The organism is Prevotella conceptionensis 9403948, assembly GCF_000312305.1.
Classification (GTDB): Bacteria; Bacteroidota; Bacteroidia; order Bacteroidales; family Bacteroidaceae; genus Prevotella; species Prevotella conceptionensis.
Genome location: NZ_HE999489.1, coordinates 1 through 1,038 on the forward strand (window position 1 = coordinate 1; position 1,038 = coordinate 1,038).

The window sequence follows — 1,038 nt, forward strand, 5'->3', positions numbered from 1 at the left end:
AATGTTCAGATAGTCGCCTTGTTCCAGCCAATAGTCGGTGGCCTTTTGGTCTTTGATGTTCTGTTGGGGTGCTTCGCGCAGCACGTTATAGTCGGGAAAACTGGCCATGTTCATATAAGTGAGCGACGTTCCGTTGTATATCTTATGCCCGAAGGCACCGTTTAGCTGCATGGTTACGTCCCACATGCGATAGCGAAAGCTAATGTTCGAACCCAAAGTGGCTTTCGGAACGGCCTGCCCTGCCACACGGCGGTCGCCGCCATCTTCCAAATTGATGCGTCCGTTGTTGTCTAGGTCGGCACAGGCATAGCTATACGAGTCGTCGGCGTTTTTGGTTAATCCCGTGCAATGCGGCAGATAGAACACGCCAAGCGGTTGTCCCACTATCTGATAAGTGATGAAGTTGTGTCCGCCGTGCATGCCCGCACCGGTCAATCCGCCAATGGGCGTGATGTCGGGCGACGACAATTGCTCGCCGTTATACATTCCTGTGAGCGACAGCAGCTTGTTTTGCTGGAACGAAAGGTTCATGTTTACGCTCAGTTCCATGTCTTTTTTGCGGATGAGGTCCAGGCCAAGGCCAAACTCCATACCGCTGTTGCTCATGCTGCCGATGTTGGCCAGCAACTTGTTATAGGCAAAAGGCGGCACGCTAACGTCGTAGTTGTACAGCATGTCTGTGGTTTTCGAGTGGTAGTATTCGGCGTAAACGTGTATGCGGTTGCTGAAAAATCCTGCCTCCATACCCACATTAAACGATGTGCGCGTTTCCCATTTCAAGTCGGGATTGATGTTGCGCAGTTGTCCCAAGGTAACGGTGGGGCGGCCGTAATGGGGCACAATGCCGTTGGGCATCAACATTTGCAGGGTGTAATAAGCCATTATTCCGCCCAGGTTTCCAGAGCGGCCAACACTGGTTTGCAGTTTAAATTGGTCGAGCCAAAGCACGCTTTTCAGCCATTTTTCTTCCTTAACGTTCCATTCCAAGCCCGCAGAGGGGAAGTAACCCCACGTGTTGTTCTTGCCAACAAGCGTCGA

1 protein-coding gene is annotated in these 1,038 nt (G+C 51.8%); it reads right to left on the bottom strand.

Going from position 1 to position 1,038, the window contains the following annotated elements; genetic code table 11:
• Positions 1 to 1,038, bottom strand: a 1,038-nt coding sequence (locus BN93_RS15860; protein WP_019189259.1) for a TonB-dependent receptor domain-containing protein, incomplete at both ends; no start/stop codon positions are given.